The sequence below is a fragment of the Frondihabitans sp. VKM Ac-2883 genome, assembly GCF_015350875.1.
Lineage (GTDB): Bacteria > Actinomycetota > Actinomycetes > Actinomycetales > Microbacteriaceae > Frondihabitans.
Window position 1 is genome coordinate 13,458 of record NZ_JADKSF010000008.1, and the last position, 13,994, is coordinate 27,451.

Annotated in this window: 13 protein-coding genes; 9 read left to right on the forward strand and 4 right to left on the reverse strand. The window is 68.4% G+C overall.

All coding sequences use genetic code 11. The features are described from left to right. The first annotated feature begins 88 nt into the window (after positions 1-88). Entirely contained in the window at positions 89-463 is a 375-nt protein-coding gene (locus ITJ49_RS14230; RefSeq protein WP_199726209.1) for a TIGR02611 family protein, read from the forward strand. On the opposite strand, the gene ITJ49_RS14235 is transcribed toward ITJ49_RS14230, so the two are convergent. Next, entirely contained in the window at positions 460-1,014 is a 555-nt protein-coding gene (locus ITJ49_RS14235) for a hypothetical protein (RefSeq protein ID WP_194606278.1), read from the reverse strand. The genes ITJ49_RS14230 and ITJ49_RS14235 overlap by 4 nt on opposite strands. Positions 1,015-1,136: 122 nt before the next feature. Here ITJ49_RS14235 and ITJ49_RS14240 point away from each other — a divergent pair, with 122 nt between their 5' ends. From ITJ49_RS14240 to ITJ49_RS14250, 3 genes are all read left to right on the forward strand, one after another. Continuing rightward, positions 1,137-2,069, forward strand: coding sequence for a J domain-containing protein (locus ITJ49_RS14240; RefSeq protein ID WP_194606279.1), 933 nt, complete (start codon positions 1,137-1,139; stop codon positions 2,067-2,069). Positions 2,070-2,228: 159 nt separating this feature from the next. Further along, entirely contained in the window at positions 2,229-2,636 is a 408-nt protein-coding gene (locus ITJ49_RS14245) for a hypothetical protein (protein ID WP_194606280.1), read from the forward strand. A gap of 63 nt (positions 2,637-2,699) precedes the next feature. Next, positions 2,700-3,569 (forward strand): NUDIX domain-containing protein, encoded by an 870-nt coding sequence (locus ITJ49_RS14250; RefSeq protein ID WP_194606281.1) that lies wholly within the window; start codon positions 2,700-2,702, stop codon positions 3,567-3,569. 325 nt (positions 3,570-3,894) lie between these two features. On the opposite strand, the gene ITJ49_RS14255 is transcribed toward ITJ49_RS14250, so the two are convergent. Continuing rightward, on the reverse strand, positions 3,895-5,523 hold the full coding sequence (locus ITJ49_RS14255; RefSeq protein ID WP_228514531.1) for a S1C family serine protease: 1,629 nt from the start codon (positions 5,521-5,523) through the stop codon (positions 3,895-3,897). A 185-nt stretch (positions 5,524-5,708) separates the two neighbouring features. Here ITJ49_RS14255 and ITJ49_RS14260 point away from each other — a divergent pair, with 185 nt between their 5' ends. The 3 genes from ITJ49_RS14260 to ITJ49_RS14270 all read left to right on the forward strand — a co-directional run bounded on the left by ITJ49_RS14260 (position 5,709) and on the right by ITJ49_RS14270 (position 7,609). Then, positions 5,709-6,185, forward strand: coding sequence for an FHA domain-containing protein (locus ITJ49_RS14260; protein ID WP_194606282.1), 477 nt, complete (start codon positions 5,709-5,711; stop codon positions 6,183-6,185). Next, a complete protein-coding gene (locus ITJ49_RS14265; protein WP_055957478.1) occupies positions 6,185-6,883 on the forward strand; it encodes a MerR family transcriptional regulator in 699 nt (232 codons plus the stop codon). The genes ITJ49_RS14260 and ITJ49_RS14265 overlap by 1 nt, the downstream gene beginning before the upstream one ends. Before the next feature lie 243 nt (positions 6,884-7,126). Then, positions 7,127-7,609 carry a MerR family transcriptional regulator gene (locus tag ITJ49_RS14270; protein ID WP_123944210.1) on the forward strand — a complete coding sequence of 161 codons (483 nt, stop codon included), beginning with the start codon at positions 7,127-7,129 and terminating at the stop codon, positions 7,607-7,609. Between the two features lie 84 nt (positions 7,610-7,693). On the opposite strand, the gene ITJ49_RS14275 is transcribed toward ITJ49_RS14270, so the two are convergent. Continuing rightward, complete coding sequence (locus ITJ49_RS14275; protein ID WP_055961752.1) at positions 7,694-8,509, reverse strand: ParA family protein; 816 nt, start codon at positions 8,507-8,509, stop codon at positions 7,694-7,696. Between the two features lie 75 nt (positions 8,510-8,584). Here ITJ49_RS14275 and ITJ49_RS14280 point away from each other — a divergent pair, with 75 nt between their 5' ends. Beyond that, positions 8,585-11,983, forward strand: coding sequence for a pyruvate carboxylase (locus ITJ49_RS14280; RefSeq protein ID WP_194606283.1), 3,399 nt, complete (start codon positions 8,585-8,587; stop codon positions 11,981-11,983). 32 nt (positions 11,984-12,015) lie between these two features. Continuing rightward, entirely contained in the window at positions 12,016-12,507 is a 492-nt protein-coding gene (locus ITJ49_RS14285; RefSeq protein ID WP_055957485.1) for a peptide deformylase, read from the forward strand. A gap of 167 nt (positions 12,508-12,674) precedes the next feature. Here ITJ49_RS14285 and ITJ49_RS14290 read toward each other — a convergent pair whose 3' ends face one another. After that, a complete protein-coding gene (locus ITJ49_RS14290) occupies positions 12,675-13,883 on the reverse strand; it encodes an AMP-binding protein (RefSeq protein WP_194606284.1) in 1,209 nt (402 codons plus the stop codon). Positions 13,884-13,994: the final 111 nt, after the last annotated feature.

A 13,994-nucleotide genomic window follows, 5' to 3' on the forward strand; every position in this document is an offset into this window, starting at 1 on the left:
CCTCGGGTCGGCGTTCGCCCGTCTCGCGCACAGGCGCTGTTCACCCGGCGTGCCGGTTGTTCCCACGCAGGATCGGTACGATCCCCGAATGTCGATGCACGAGGAGAACCACCCCGCGCACCACCACCGACTTCGCAACTCGAAGGTGGCGAAGCGGGGTCGCCTCTTTCGCGCGCGCCTCAACCTCTACCCGCGCCTTCGTCTCGCCTACAAGATCCTCATCGGCGTGCTCGGGGTCACCGTTGTGATCATCGGGCTGATCCTGATCCCGCTTCCCGGTCCGGGCTGGCTCGTCGTCTTTCTCGGCCTGGCGCTGCTCGGCACCGAGTTCCCTGCCGCCCACCGGTTCAACATGTGGGTACAGCGCAAGGTCAAGGCGGTCATCGCCTCTTTCCAGGCCCGGCGTCGCCGTCGGGCGGCCGAGCGAGCGCAGCGCTCTCAGCGGGCCACTGCCCAGCGCTAGACCTCAGCGGTCGCTTCGGTGCCCCACGTCGTGATCTCGCGGGGAACGGCGAGTTCGTGGCCGCCGGCCTCGGCGAGCACTTCGACGGCCCGCACCCGGTCTGACACCACTCCGCCCGTCGACACCATCCACGATCCGACCAGCACGCTGTCATCGACGGTCGAGTGCACGGCGACACCGGCGATGTCGAACACCCCGTAGGCGGGTTCCGCGAACGTGACGCGCAGCAGCGCCCCGTGCGCCACGGTGTCGCCCACCGCGGGTGGCGAGGTCGGCAGTGCCTCTTCCGCCGCTGCGCGTTCGGCCGAGTGGTACGTGCGCAGCAGCTGAAGGGTGCGCTGCGGCTTCTTGTTCGAGTCGAGCGGGTGGCTGCCGAGCGTCGAGCCGGCGAGCGACGTCGAATACATGACCGAGCCCCGCACGGCGAACACGCCGTACCGCTCGGTCGAGAAGGTCGCGACGACGGCGTCGCCCTGCTCGAGGTCGGCGAGGAATGCCGTCAGAGCCTTGACGTTGCGCTTCGCCGGGGGAGTGAGGTCGTCGTCAGTCACGGAACGAGCCTAACGAGAGATCGGTGGGCCGCGCTGACGTCGGGCCGGATCCTCGGTGTTGGCAGACTCCCGGGCTGCGCGCCGATGGTTACCAGCGACCGCCCGGTATTCTCTCGATACTCATGTCTGACAGCCCCGCCGCCGCCACCCCGTACGAGGTTCTCGGCGTCCACGCGAGCAGCAGTCAAGACGACCTCCGCAAGGCCTACCGGCGCCTGGCCCGCGAGACGCATCCCGACCTCGGCGGCACCCCCGAGCGGTTCCGGCAGGTGCAGATCGCCTGGGAGCGCATCGGCACTCCCGAAGACCGGGCTCGCTACGACAACGGCACCGCGCGACCTCGCTCGTCGGCGTCATCCGAGGGCTCCGGCCACACCTGGGCTCCGCGACCCCCGCGACCGCGCGCCGAGTCGAAGCCGCGTGCCCGCGCCTTCGGGCACCCGGGCGGCCAGGAGCGCGTGAGGTTCCTCGAGCTGATACGCGAGTGGGTCGGCCGAGGAGAGCCGCTCGACGATCCGTACGATCCGGTGCTCGTGCGGTCGGCCCCCTCAGAGATCCGCAGGATCCTGGCGAAGGCCGTTGCCGAAGAGACCACCGCGACCGCTGTCGTCGACCTGGGCATCGCTTACACGATCTGGAGCAATGTCGCCTGCGGGCGCGAGCCCGAGCTCGACCACATCGTTCTCGCCCCTACGGGCCTCTATGCGATCAACTCCGAAGACTGGGGTTCGTCGGTGCGACTCGTCAAGGGGGAGGTCGAGACGGCCAACCTGGTGGCGGGGGAGCAGCCGGTGCGAACTCTCACCCGCAGTGCGCGGGCCTTCGAGAAGTCGAGCCGGGTGCCCTTCACGGCGCAGCTCATCGTCGTGCCCGACGAGGCTCTCGACGACCCGATCGAACCGGCGGGCAAGGGTCGGCGCAACTCGACGTTCCTCGTGCGACGGTCCGTGCTCCCGCATGTGCTCCGTGGCGCTCTCACCGGCGGCGAGAGCACCGACCGCGTCGACGTGTTCGAGCTGCGGGACCGACTCCAGCAGGCCGTGCGATTCGTCTGATCCGCCTCTGGCTCGCAACGCTCCGCCCTCGGCTCTTCGGCACCGCCACGGTCCGGTGAGTGGCCCCGATCTGCTGGTGTGAAGCGAGCCGCATCATCAGATCCAGCACAATCACCCGGTGGAGCGACGGGTAGCCTGGAGGGCGAACCAGGAGGATCCGTGCCAGACGCCGACGACGAGCTCGCCAGCAAGCCCGCCCGGCCCGTGACGTCGATGACGCTGCGTGCCGAGAGGCTGCGCCGACAGTTCGCGCAGGCCGCGGGGGCGAAGGTCGACGCGTCGGATCCTGGTCTGTCGGTGGCGCCGACTCCCCGCGATCCCGAGCTCACCAACGTTTTCGCCGTGATCGGCTTCGTCGCCGGGATCGTCGCCATCTTCCTCGACTTCTACTTCGTGCCGACAGTCGTCGCGGCGGTGTTCTGCGTGCTCGCGCTCCGCCGTGCGCACGAGCTGGACGCTCGGGGCAAAGGCCCGTTCGGCCGCCGTCGCGCTCTCTGGGGTTTCGGCCTCGCCGGTTTCGGGGCGCTCGGCATCCTGTTTCAGCTGTTTGTCCGTCCGCTCTTCTAAGACCACGGGAGCGGGAGGCTTCGGGCGGCTTCTGCCTCTCCCGGAACGTGGCAAGCTCGTGTCGTGAGCATCCACGGACCCGCCGACGGTTGGGTCGTAGCGCCCGACGGCCGTAAATTCTGGGGCAAGGCCGGTGCGGCCGGTTTGCTGATCGTCGATGCGTCCGGTCGCGTTCTCCTTCAGCACCGCGTCGAATGGAGCCACTTCGGTGGCACCTGGGGTATCCCCGGCGGGGCGAGGGCGTTCGACGAATCCGCTGTCGACGGTGCCCTGCGCGAGAGCGCAGAGGAGGCGAGCGTTCCGGCGTCGGCGCTTCGGCTCCTGTTCACCTCGGTGGTCGACCTGGGCTTCTGGTCGTACACGACGGTCGTGGCCGAGGCCGTCGTCCCGTTCGAGCCGGTCATCGGCGACGGCGAGAGCGAGGCGCTCGAGTGGGTGCCGATCGACTCCGTCGACGATCTGCCCCTGCACCCCGGCTTCGCGTCGTCGTGGGCTCGGCTTCGGCCCCTGCTCTCGTCGCGGCTGACGCTCGTCGTCGATGCCGCGAACGTCGTCGGATCCACCCCAGACGGCTGGTGGAAGGATCGCGCCGGGGCCACGTCTCGCCTGGTCGGGCGGCTGTCCGCGCTCACGTCTGACGGACTCCCTGCGGCTTCGGTGGCCGACGACGACTCGGTCGCCGTCCGCTGGCCGTCGGTCGTCGTCGTTGTCGAAGGGCAGGCGAAAGACCTCGAGGATCCGCCGGCCAACCCCGCTTTCCGCATTCTCCGGGCCGCCTCAGACGGCGATTCCGCTATCGTCGCCGAGGCCGCTCGTGCTGTCGGCTCGGCGCGCACCGTCGTCGTCACCGCCGATCGCGGCCTCGCCGTGCGTGTCGAGGCCCTCGGTGCCGCTGTTATGGGCCCCCGCGCCCTGCTCGACCTGCTGCCCTAGCCCTGCCCTTGGGCCCGGGCCCGGGCCCAACGTCGCTGACGCACCCCTGCCTGGCCAGATCGACCCCGGCATTCGGGGGTTATTTGGCCATCCGGGGGTGCCTCACGCTCATGAGGATGCGGGTTAGCCAGTTCGCCGCTGGTTTCACCGCCGCTGCCCGCGAGCATCGCCGCGAGACTCCGCAAATGGCCCATGGCGGCCGCCCGCATGGGCACATTGGGGAGTCTCGCGAGCAGGAGCAGGAGCGGAGTTGCGGCATCGACCCCAACACACAACACGAGGCCGCCCTCCCGGCAGGGAGAGCGGCCTCGGAGCGACGCGGGGGTCAGGCGGCGGGGCCCTCACCGAGCGTCACGGTGACGGTCTTGCTGGCGCCGTTGGCGTCGGTGTAGGTCACCTTGACCGAGTCGCCCGGGTTGTACGACTGGATGGTGGATGTGAGCGAGTCGGCGTCGGTGACGGCCTTGGAGTCGATCGCGGTGATCGTGTCTCCGGCGACGAGACCCGCCTTGGCGGCGGCGCTGCCCGAGACGGTGCCCGCGATGGTGACACCCGAGCCGGTCGTGCCGGTGCCCGTCCCCGATCCGGTACCCGTCGACGAGATCTGCGCGCCCAGGAACGCCGGGAGCCCGATCTGGATCGTGCCCGACTCGTTACCGTCGAGGATGTTGCTGGCGATCGACAGCGCGCTCGAGATCGGGATCGCGTACCCGGTCGTGTCGGAGGTGCCCGACGACGCGGCCGTGATGATGCCAATGACGTCGCCGTCGGCGTTGCGCAGCGGCCCGCCGGAGTCACCCGAGACCACGTCGGCGCTGACCTCGATGAGGTTCTTCAGCGACTCGGTGCCGGAGCCCGATTCGCTCTGCACGGTGATCGACTGGTCGGTGGCGAGCACGGTGCCCTTAGCCGTGACGAGGCTTCCGGTGCCCTCGGCGTTGCCGGTCGAGTGCACGGTGTCACCCGCGGCGACGGTGTCGTTCTCCCCGAACGAGACCGTCTGCAGCCCGCTGGCGTCTTCGAGCTTGAGCACGGCGACGTCGTTCGTGGCATCGGTGCCGACCACCTTGGCCGTGTACGTCTTGCCAGTCGAGACAACGGTCACCTGGATGCTGGTGGCACCCTGCACGACGTGGTTGTTGGTGAGGATCTCACCGTCGCTGGTCATGACCATGCCGGTGCCGGCCGACTTCGACGACTCGTTGTAGTCGAGCGTCGACACGATGGTGACGACACCCTGCTTCTCGGTCGCGGAGGCGCTGGTGGCGTCGCTCGGGGTGGTGCCGGTTCCGCTCGAACCATCGGAACCAGAGGATCCGTCGGTCCCGTTGCCCTGGCCGAAGCCGTAGGCGCCGAAACCGCCCGAGGAGTCGCTGCCGCTCGAACCGGAGCCGCTCGAACCGCCCGGCAGCTGCAGGGTCTGGCTCTGACCGGCCGCATCGGCCGCCTTCTCGCCGGTCGAGTGACCGATGGCGTAGGCACCGCCGCCGGCGGCTCCGGCGATGATCACACCGGCGGCTGCGGCGCCGGCGATCGTCATCCAGCGCTTCGGGCGTCGCTTCGGGTTCTGGAACGCCGGGGGCACCGGTCCGGTGCCGTACGGCGACTGTGCGTACGGGCCGGCGGGGGAGCCACCCTGGTTCTGCGTGGCGTAACTGTCGTGGCCCATCTCGGCCCACTCGGATCCTGGTGTCGCCGACTGGGTCGGGTGCGCCTCGCTGACGAAGTGAGCGGGCGTCGGTCCGGTGCGGTACGGAAGCGTGTGCGCCCTCGGAGCCTCGACGGTCGGAGCCTCGACGGTCGGGGCGTCGTCGCCCGGCGTCGCTGCGAGGGGCTCGGTCGCCTGGTTCTGCTCGTTGGTTACGTTCTGGTCGTCGCCGGTGCCGTGGGATTCGGGGGTTCCAGGTGCACCGGGAGTGGTGTTGCCGCTGTCGTTCTTGCTGCTGTCGGTCATGATTGCCTTCCTGGGGCGGGGTGGTGACGTGCATTCATCCAATGCGCCCATGCATGGAAATCCCTATGACGACTCTGAGTGGCAGTGGTGAAGAGCGCAATAAGAGCCTTGGAGCCCAACCCGTGAATTGGGTGCTGAAGGCGCGTAACGATTCCGCTACGCTTGGTGGCCACAGGAGGTCCACGATGGCAGAGTCAGCCACCCCACCGAACGACGCGCACGATCAGCGTCGAGAGGTAGACACGACCCTCAGCTTCAATGAGGAGTTCCAAGCCCAGCTCGCCGCGCTCGAAGGGGGCGTCTCGTCCGACGAGCGCGAGGCGGTTTCGTCCCTCCCGTCGGGCTCAGCGCTTCTCGTGGTCCGCCGTGGGCCGAACATCGGTGCGCGGTTCCTCCTCGACGCCGACGTCACCGTCGCCGGTCGTCACCCCGATGCGGGCATCTTCCTCGACGACGTCACCGTCAGTCGCAAGCACGCCGAGTTCCACCGTCACGGCACGTCGTTCAGCGTCAAAGACCTTGGTTCGCTCAACGGCACCTACTTCGACGGCGTTCGCATCGACGAGGCCCTCCTCAGCGATGGCGCCGAGGTCCAGGTCGGCAAGTTCCGCCTCACCTTCTACGCATCTCGAGTCGATCTCGCGAACCTGGCGACGAGGTAGTGCCCCGCGCACTGGCTCGGGCGGTCTCGGCTCCGGGCTCCTCCGACCTATTGACGATCGGTCAGGTGCTGGCCCGTCTGAAGCCCGATTTTCCTGATCTGTCGAACTCCAAGCTCCGCTTTCTTGAAGAGCGCCAGCTGGTCACTCCGGTTCGCACCGAGTCCGGTTACCGCAAATTTTCGGGCGACGATGTCGAGCGGCTGCGTTTCATCCTGGGTCTGCAGCGAGACCACTACCTTCCGCTGAAGGTCATCCGTCAGCACCTCGACGACCTCGATGCCGGTCGCCCGCTGTCTCTGCCCACCGGTGCGGCACCAACGTCGATGCTTTCAGGCGGTCGCCGACTCGGTCGCGACGAGCTGATCGCCGAGTCGGGTGCCTCCGCGGCTCTCGTCGACGACGCCGTCCAGACCTCCCTTCTTCCGGCCGCCGACTACTACGGCGACGATCACGTCAAGGTCATGACCGCGCTCGTCGAACTGGCTAAAACCGGTATCGAACCGCGGCACCTCCGGCCGTTCCGAGCGGCCGCCGAGCGTGAGATGGGTCTTATCGAGAGCGCTGTCGCACCGACGGCCAGACGCCGCGATGCGGCGGGTCGCGCCCGCGTGGCCGAGATGGCCCGCGAGATCTCCGAGCAGCTCGAGATCGTCCGCACTTCGCTCATTCGCTCGGCGCTCGGCCGCCTCGACGCTTAGACTTCGTTCGGGTTCGAGCCAATCCGAAGACACGCCGTTGTGTCGGAGCGGATGTGGCCCGGTCGGGTCGGGGTTGTCGCTACGGTTGACCTCGGTACAACCATCAACCCGATGTTGAACCTTAAAGTTGGAAGGCGCTTAATGAGTGAGTCAGGTTCCCCCGAGGAGTCCCTCGGCGACGCGCCGCACCAGGCATCAGCGCCCCGCTCGTCGTACGGCGAAGAGCTCCTCTTCACCGACGGCATGATCGAGCTCGAAGACGACCACGGCTACCGCGGCACCGCCGCCGCTCGCGCCGCCGGCATCAGCTACCGTCAACTCGACTACTGGGCTCGCACCGGTCTCGTCGAACCGACCGTCCGCGGAGCGGCAGGATCCGGCACGCAGCGTCTCTACGGATTCCGCGACATCCTGGTGCTGAAACTCGTCAAGAGGCTCCTCGACACCGGCATCTCCCTGCAGCAGATCCGCACCGCGGTCAACCAGCTCCGCGAGTCGGGCGTCAATGACCTTGCACAGACCACCCTCATGAGCGACGGTGCCTCCGTGTACCTGTGCACGTCGAACGACGAGGTCATCGACCTCGTCTCGCGCGGTCAGGGCGTCTTCGGCATCGCCGTCGGCAAGGTGCTGCGTGAGGTCGAGAACAGCCTTGTCGAGCTCGACTCGACGCCGGCCGCCGACCCCGCCGACGAACTCGCAGCAAGAAGAACTCGCGCCTCCTAGCGCAAGACCTCAAAAAAGACCGCCCGGCGAGCTGCCAGGCGGTCTTTTTGGAGGTCTCGGCGCGCGAGCGCGAGGCCCGAGGCGCTAGCGCTGAACGGCAGGCTCGGCGTAGTCGCCGATCTTCGCCGTGCGCATGATGCGCTCGAGCAGCTGGTCGAAGTTGCGCGCCATCTCTTGCGCGCTCTCGCCCGGCCACACGTGGAGCGGCTTCGCGGCTCCCTGAGCCTGCTGAAGCGAGGTGCGCTCCGGCAGCTGGGGGGAGAGCACGAGGGGCCCGAACATGTCGCGCAGCTCTTTGATGCGGAACTGGTGCTCAAGCGACTGCACGCGAGCGCGGTTCACGATGATGCCGAGAGGCTGAAGACGGGGGGAGAGGCCGCGACGGATTTCTTCGATGGCGCGGAGCGCGCGGTCGGCTGCGGCGACGGAGAAGAGGCCGGGCTCGGTGACAACGGTCACGCGGTCGGAAGCGGCCCAGGCAGTCCGTGTGAGCGCGTTCAGCGAGGGAGCGCAGTCGATCAAGACGAGGTCGTAGTCGGCTTCGACGTTCGCGAGAGCCTCTTCGAGCTTCCAGATGTCGCGGATCGAGGGGTGGGGCCCGTCGAAGTTGATCGCCGAGGGGCTGCCGATCATCACGTCGATCTTGCCCGTGCGGCCCTTCGTCCAGCCCGACGGAGCGATGGCCGCGCGGACCGTCTTCTCCTTCGGCGAGGCCAGGACGTCGGCCACGTTGAGGTGCCCGGCTACGTTGATGTCGAGACCCGTCGACACGTCGGACTGGGGGTCGAGATCCACCACGAGGGTCCGGAGACCCTTGGCGAAGGCAGCCGACGTGAGTCCGAGCGTCACGGTCGTCTTGCCGACGCCGCCTTTGAGAGAGCTGACGCTGAGTACATGCACGAACAAGACGATACCTTCACTACTGTTGAAGCACCTAAAAGCGGGCCGCGAGGCGCGGCGAAGAAAGGCTCCTCCTTGTTCTCCAAGATCCTTGTCGCAAACCGCGGAGAGATAGCGATCCGGGCCTTCCGAGCCGCTTTCGAGCTGGGTGCGAAAACCGTTGCTGTGTATCCCTGGGAAGACCGCAACTCCATGCATCGGCTCAAAGCCGACGAGGCCTACCAGATCGGCGAGGTCGGGCATCCGGTCCGCGCGTACCTCGACGTCTCCGAGATCATCCGGGTGGCCGTCGAGTCCGGCGCCGACGCGATTTATCCCGGCTACGGCTTCCTGTCCGAGAACCCCGAGCTGGCCGAAGCCGCGACGAGGGCGGGCATCACGTTCATCGGACCGGGCCAGCACGTGCTCGAGATGGCCGGCAACAAGGTCACCGCGAAAGAGAAGGCCATCGCGGCCGGAGTACCGGTCTTGAAGTCGACGCCTGCGAGTCGCGACGTCGAGGCTCTGATCATCGGTGCCGACGAGATCGGCTTCCCCGTGTTCGCCAAGGCCGTCGCCGGCGGCGGAGGGCGCGGCATGCGCCGGGTCGACAAGCCGGAAGACCTCCGGTCCGCCCTCGAGGCGGCGATGCGCGAGGCCGACAGCGCCTTCGGCGACCCGACTATGTTCATCGAGCAGGCGGTAGTCCGCCCCCGCCACATCGAGGTGCAGATCCTCGCCGACGCGACCGGCGAGACGGTTCACCTGTTCGAGCGCGACTGCTCGGTGCAGCGGCGACACCAGAAGGTCGTCGAGATCGCCCCGGCACCGAACCTCGACGAGACCACCCGCCAGGCGATGCACCGCGATGCGATCGCCTTCGCCCGATCGATCGGCTACGTCAATGCCGGCACCGTCGAGTTCCTGCTCGACACAGCGGGGGAGCGCCGCGGCGAGCACGTCTTCATCGAGATGAACCCGCGCATCCAGGTCGAGCACACCGTCACCGAAGAGGTGACCGATGTCGACCTGGTGCTCTCGCAGATGCGCATCGCGGCAGGGGAGACCCTGCACGAGCTCGGCCTCACCCAGCCCGAGATCCACCTCCGCGGCGCCGCTCTCCAGTGCCGCATCACGACCGAAGACCCGAACGCCGGTTTCCGCCCCGACACGGGTCGCATCACGACCTACCGCTCGCCGGGCGGCGCCGGCATCCGACTCGACGGCGGAACGATCAACCCGGGCACCCAGATCAGCCCGCACTTCGATTCGATGCTGGCCAAGATGACGGCCCGCGGCCGCGACTTCCCCGCCGCCGTCGTGCGAGCCAAGCGCGGTCTCGCCGAGTTCCGCATCCGCGGCGTCTCGACGAACATCCCGTTCCTCCAGGCGGTGCTCGAAGACCCGGCCTTTGCTGCGGGCGACCTCAGCACCTCCTTCATCGAGGAGCGCCCCCAGCTCTTCGAGGGCCACGTCTCGAAAGACCGCGGCACGAAAATCCTCACCTGGCTCGCCGACGTCACCGTCAACAAGCCGAACGGCCCCGGCGAGGGCGCCATCGACCCGGCTGTGAAACTCCCGTCGATCGACCTGCGGTCAGAACCGACCGAAGGATCCCGGCACCGCCTGCTGACCCTCGGCCCGGTCGGCTTCGCGTCGGCCCTCCGCGCTCAAACCGCCCTCGCGGTGACCGAGACCACGATGCGCGACGCCCACCAGTCTCTGCTCGCGACTCGTGTCCGGTCGAAAGACCTCCTCGCCGTCGCGCCCCACGTGGCGCGCATGACGCCGGAGCTGTTCAGCGTGGAGGCCTGGGGTGGTGCGACCTACGACGTCGCTCTGCGGTTCCTCGGCGAAGACCCCTGGCAGCGTCTGGCGAGCCTCCGGGAGGCCCTGCCCAACATCGCCATCCAGATGCTCCTGCGCGGCCGCAACACGGTCGGCTACACGCCGTACCCGGTCGAGGTCACCGACGCCTTCGTCAAGGAGGCCGCGGCGACCGGTGTCGACATCTTCCGCATCTTCGACGCCCTCAACGACGTCTCCCAGATGCGTCCGGCCATCGACTCCGTGCTCGACACCGGCACGACGGTCGCCGAGGTGGCGCTCTGCTACACCGCCGACCTTCTCGACCCGGCGGAAGAGCTGTACACGCTCGACTACTACCTCCGGCTCGCCGAACAGATCGTCGAGGCCGGCGCGCACATCATCGCCATCAAAGACATGGCGGGCCTGCTCCGAGCCGGCGCGGCTGAGAAGCTCGTCGGCGCCCTCCGGGAGCGCTTCGATCTCCCGGTGCACGTGCACACCCACGACACCGCGGGCGGCCAGCTCGCGACCCTCCTCGCCGCCAGCCGCGCGGGCGCCGACGCCGTTGACGTCGCAAGCGCGCCGATGGCCGGTACGACGTCTCAGCCCTCGGCCTCGGCGCTGGTCGCCGCCCTCGCCCACACCGAGCGCGACACCGGCCTGTCGCTCGACGCCGTCAGCGATCTCGAGCCGTACTGGGAGGCCGTCAGGCGCGTCTACAAGCCGTTCGAGTCGGGTCTCGCGGGCCCGACCGGCCGGGTGTACAAGCACGAGATCCCCGGCGGGCAACTGTCGAACCTGCGGCAACAGGCGATCTCCCTCGGCCTGGGTGACCAGTTCGAGAAGGTCGAGGACTGGTACGCCGCGGCCAATCGGATCCTCGGCCGCCCGACAAAGGTCACGCCGTCGTCGAAGGTGGTCGGCGACCTCGCTCTGCAGCTCGCCGCGGCAGACGCCGATCCGGCCGAGTTCGAGCGCGATCCGGCGAAGTTCGACATCCCGGACAGCGTGATCGGGTTCATGGCCGGTGAGCTCGGCGACCTGCCGGGCGGGTGGCCCGAGCCGTTCCGGAGCAAGATGCTGGCGGGCCGCGACGTGAAGATCGGTGTGGAGCCCGTGGATCCTTCGGATCTTGCTCTGCTCGCGGAGCCCGGCCGCGTTCGCCAAGAGACGCTGAACCGTCTGCTGTTCGCGGGGCCGACGAAGCAGCACCGCGACATCGTCGACTCGTACGGAGACCTGTCGGTCGTCTCGACGCCCGACTACCTGTATGGGCTCAAGCCCGGTGTCGAGCACACGGTGCCGGTCGCGAAGGGCGTCAACCTCTACATCGGGCTGGAGGCGATCGGCGAGGCCGACGACAAGGGCGTGCGCACGGTCATGACGACGCTTAACGGGCAGCTGCGGCCGGTGTTCATCCGTGACCGGTCGATCGAGGTGTCGGCCCGTGCCACCGAGAAGGCCGATCGCACTGCTGCCGGCGAGATCGCCGCGCCCTTCTCGGGCGTCGTCACGCTCAAGGTGGCTGCGGGAGACCGCGTCGAGGCAGGCGCCCCGGTCGCTACCATCGAGGCGATGAAGATGGAGGCGGCAATCACGACACCCGTCGGCGGAATCGTGGAGCGTCTCGCGATCCCGACCACCCAGCAGGTCGACGCCGGCGATCTGCTCGTCGTCGTCAAGTAGCCCCGCACCACCAGCACCAGGAGAATTCTGCAGTGACCGACCGCCCCATCCGCCTTTTCGGCGACCCGATCCTCCGCTCGCCCTCCGACCCGGTCAAGCTCGATGACCCCGGGCTCGCCGGCCTCGTGAAAGACCTGATCGACACCGTGACCGTGCCCGGCCGCGCCGGAGTCGCTGCCTGCCAGATCGGCGTCGGACTCCGCGCCTTCAGCTACAACGTCGACGGTGAGATCGGTTACGTGCTGAACCCGGTGCTCGTCGAGGTGCGAGGCGAGGCCGATCTGGTCGACGAGGGCTGCCTCTCGGTGCCCGACTTCTACTTTCCGCGCCGTCGATACCCGTGGGCGCGAGTCGAGGGGGTCGACCTCGACGGCAACCCGGTCGTGCTCGAGGGCGAAGGGCTGATGGCTCAGGCGCTACAGCACGAGACCGACCACCTCGACGGAAAGCTCTACGTGATGGGCCTCGACCCCGAGATCAAGCGCGATGCGATGCGTCAGATCCGCGAGTCCGACTGGTTCTGATCGGACCGATTCCAAATCAACGGGTTCTGAGCCGAACCGGGCCGGAAGCACCCTTCGAAAAAGCCTGATTGACTCCAGAGTCAATTAGGAAAAACGACGAGCGCCTTCCCGGCCAGCCCACCGAATGCGGCGACGCAGCCAACGTGTGGCGGCGCGCTGCGAAGAGCTCAGGCCTCGTCGCGCTCCGGAGAAGGCCCGTCGTCTTCATCGGCGTCCTGCGCGTCCACGATGACGAGGCTCTCGCCCACGAGAGTCACCTCGAGCGGCACGACGTCGAGACCCCGGATGACCCTGCGGAGCGGCTGAGGCAGTAGCGGATTACTGCCGATGGGCCCGCCGATCACAACGGCGGCACGAATGTGTCCGCCCACGGTCTTGCGGAGGCCCCGCAGCACGAGTGTGTCGGCCACGGCGTAGCGAGTCTTGAGCCCGCGTGACGCCGAGCCCTCGGCGTTGGCGTCGGCGTACTCGATCGCGACGTCGAGCGCCTGCCGGAGCGCGGGCCCCCGACCGGCCTGGTCGGCGCGCTCGTACGTCGCCGTTTCGATCTCGACGTAGGTGCCGGGGTGGGCGACGAGAAGCGTGGGGCGGAACGACGCCAGCGAGGCGATCAGCTCGTGGCCCAGCGCGAGATGACCGAGCCGGGTAGACGTCGCAACCGCGAGAGTGGCCGTCAGACGAGCGAACGGGTCGGTCGGAGCGAGAATCTGCAGGATCCCGGAGTCGTCTGCATCAACGGCGCCGAGCCCGTCGAGGGCGACTGCGAGGTCGGCCACTCGCGTGAGGATCGTCGAGTGGCTGACGGCCACGAGTCGATCGGCTTCGCGGACGAGCGCCGCAGCGGTGTCGGGCGTGACTATCAGGATTCGCGCGTCGAGGATCTCGTCGGCGACCGTGCGACCGAGGTCGGCGAGCTTGTCGAGGTCGGCGAGGCCGACCTGCCAGACGTCGGAGACGAGCGGGAGGTCGCCCTGGATCTCGTCAACCCGGGCGAAGTCGCGCACCGACTCGACGATCACGGCTCGGGTTCGGCTGCTCTCGAGGGTGGCGACGAGTTCGGCCTGCTCGGCCTCCGGCTCGAGCGGGAGGACCGAGACGCCGATCGCGGCCGCGGCGAAGTCGATCAAGGTCGTCTCGTAGCGGTTCGAGCAGAGCACCGCGACGGTGTCGCCCACCTGGAGCTCGGCCGCCAAGAAGCCCTTGGCCAGCGCCCGCACCCGAAGCACGAACTCGGCACCGGTTAGGTCGAACCAGCCGCCGAACGAGTCGGGGATCGAGAAGAGCCGAGCCGCAGGATCCTGCTCGGCCGTTTCGAAGAGAAGGTGCGTCAGCGTTCCGGCGGCTGCCGTTTCGGCTGCTGTCTCGTGATGCTCCACCGGTGGCTCCTCCCGGGTCGGTGACGGGTCGACTCACTGTACCGAAGGGGGTGACCGGAACGTGTCCGGCCCGAGCTCTGCGGTCCGCGAACCGGTCGCCGTGGCGCTCGG

Bases quoted from the DNA above. Each gene is read 5' to 3' on its own strand.
- ITJ49_RS14255 (WP_228514531.1), bottom strand. From the start codon at position 5,523: ATGACCGACAGCAGCAAGAACGACAGCGGCAACACCACTCCCGGTGCA.
- ITJ49_RS14230 (WP_199726209.1), top strand. From the start codon at position 89: ATGTCGATGCACGAGGAGAACCACCCCGCGCACCACCACCGACTTCGC.
- ITJ49_RS14270 (WP_123944210.1), top strand. From the start codon at position 7,127: ATGATCGAGCTCGAAGACGACCACGGCTACCGCGGCACCGCCGCCGCT.
- ITJ49_RS14260 (WP_194606282.1), top strand. From the start codon at position 5,709: ATGGCAGAGTCAGCCACCCCACCGAACGACGCGCACGATCAGCGTCGA.
- ITJ49_RS14240 (WP_194606279.1), top strand. From the start codon at position 1,137: ATGTCTGACAGCCCCGCCGCCGCCACCCCGTACGAGGTTCTCGGCGTC.